Source organism: Streptomyces sp. NPDC057638 (assembly GCF_042800315.1).
GTDB lineage: Bacteria > Actinomycetota > Actinomycetes > Streptomycetales > Streptomycetaceae > Streptomyces.
This window is the reverse complement of sequence record NZ_JBHVHF010000567.1, coordinates 1-2,104: the sequence shown is the minus strand read 5'-3', so window position 1 is coordinate 2,104 and position 2,104 is coordinate 1. Positions and strand designations below refer to the sequence as shown.

Below are 2,104 nucleotides of genomic sequence, written 5' to 3'. Positions count from 1 at the left end.
TCGCTACTCGCTGGAGCAGAAGACTCAGCCGAAGAGGTTGTACGCCTGCCAGCCCGACCCGAAGTCGACGCGCGGCAGGAACTTGCCGTCGCCCTTGCCCGGGTAGAGCCAGAGCTTGCCCTTGGTGTCACGGGCGAGGATGTCGGCGACGTTGTCGCTGTTGACGTCGCCCGTGGTGACGAGGGCGTTCATCGAGCCGAAGAGGCCGACCAGGACCGGAGTGGCGAACGGCTTGGCGGCCACGCCAGTGCCCTTGTAGAGGTAGGTCTTGCCGTCCGAGGCGCGGGCGAAGACATCCGCCTTGCCGTCGTTGGTGAAGTCACCGTGGCCACGGACCATGGTGAAAGAGCCCCAGCCCGTGCCGACGCGGACCGGCGCGCTGAAGCCGCCGTCACCCTTGCCGGGGTAGACACGCAGGGTGCCGGTGGAGTCGACGGCGAGCATGTCGGGCAGCTCGTCGCCGGTGACATCGCCCGGGGTCACGATGTGCTTGTGCTTACCCCAGCCCTTGGCGACCAGCTTGGCCGACCAGTCGTTCTTGGAGGGGACATAGCGCGACCAGTAGATGTCACCCTTGGAATCGCGGTAGAGCAGGTCCTCGTTGTCGTCACGGTTGAGGTCGGTCTGGAGCGTGAGACTCCAGCCGGGGATGTTGCCGTGGTTCGCGCTGGAGCGGACCAGCTTCTTGACGCTGGAGGTCCAGCTGAAGAGGCGGTTGTCCGAGGTACGGCGGGAGAGCAGGTCGGCGGTGTGGTCACCGTTCCAGTTGGCGTCGTCGACCCGTGCCTGGAAGGCCGCCGAGTACGTCGAGAACTTCGCGTACACGCCGTACTTGCCCTCGGCGACGCAGTCCGGGTCGCCCCACGAGACGATGCCCGCGAGACGGCCGCCGACGACCAGCGGGCCGCCGGAGTCACCGTGGCAGGTGGTCTCGCTGGTCTCGTCCTGACCGGTCGGCGCGGCACCGGCGCACAGCATCTGCCCGGCGACGAACTTCGCCACGCCGGACGGGTACGCCGCCTTGCACTTGGTGTCCGAGACGACGTCGGCGTCCGCGACCTTCAGGGTGTCGGAGCTACCGTCGCCGAGGCCGGTGCCCGTGCGGCCCCAGCCGTAGACCTTGCCGTCCGTGCCCGACTTGTAGATCGCGGTGTCGGTGGGCTGCGCCAGCGGCAGCGGCTTGATGGTGGTGGGCTTGTCGAGCGTCAGCACCGCGACGTCGTTCTCAAGCGAGTACGGGTCGTACTTCGTGTGATGCCACTGACGGACGACCCCGTACGGTGTGCCACCGAAGTACTTCGGGGTCGCCTCGCTGTAGTCGGCCGCCTTGGTCGCCCCCAGGACGACCTCGCCGGTCTCCTTCCACTTGACACCCTCGACACAGTGCGCCGCCGTCGCGATCTTCGTCGGGGCGATCACGGCGCCGCCGCACGAGTACAGGTCGCCGTCGACCACGAAGTACAGCTGTGCCATCCACGGCGCCGCCGAGATCGTGGTCTCCTTACCACCGATGATCCTGGCGTTCGGGTTACCCCCGACCAACGACTGTGTCTGGGCGTCGCCCACCGGGATACCCGACTTCGCCGGCTTCGCCTTGGTGAGCTTGCGGACCACCTTCTCCCGCTGCTCCTGGGACTGCTCGGCGGCCGAAGCCCCCGCGCCCGCCCCGGGAACCTCGTCCGCCGTCGCGGGCGAGGCGACGGTGATGACCCCGCCCACCAGCGCTACGGCGGCGCCCAGGGCCCCTGCCGTCACTCCAACTCGGCGCTTGCGCCGACCATCACGGGTGCGTATCTGCACGCGAAAAACCCCTCGGGTGGTACCGGTGGGAAACGCGACCGCCCCACCGGGAAATTGCTGCCGGTGGAGCGGGAAGAGACATGACGGCGGGCCGACCCCCGGGGCTCAGGCCCCGGTCGGCACCGCGAGATCCCCCGGGTATCCCCCCTGGACCCCGGACCCCCACCTATGGTCAGCCGATCATATGTACGACGGCTGTTGATTGGCCAGTGACACACGGGGCGAGAGGAAAAACTGAGGCTCCGGGGGCCAGCGCACGAAGAAACGGGCATGAAGAAACGGGATCGCCCCGCCACCTCAGAGT

The 2,104-nt window shown here is 68.1% G+C and carries 1 protein-coding gene; it reads right to left on the bottom strand.

Translation table 11 applies throughout. The features are described 5' to 3' along the window. Positions 1-24 precede the first annotated feature (24 nt). On the bottom strand, positions 25-1,800 hold the full coding sequence (locus tag ACFVIM_RS34810) for a trypsin-like serine protease (RefSeq protein ID WP_384310307.1): 1,776 nt from the start codon (positions 1,798-1,800) through the stop codon (positions 25-27). Positions 1,801-2,104: the final 304 nt, after the last annotated feature.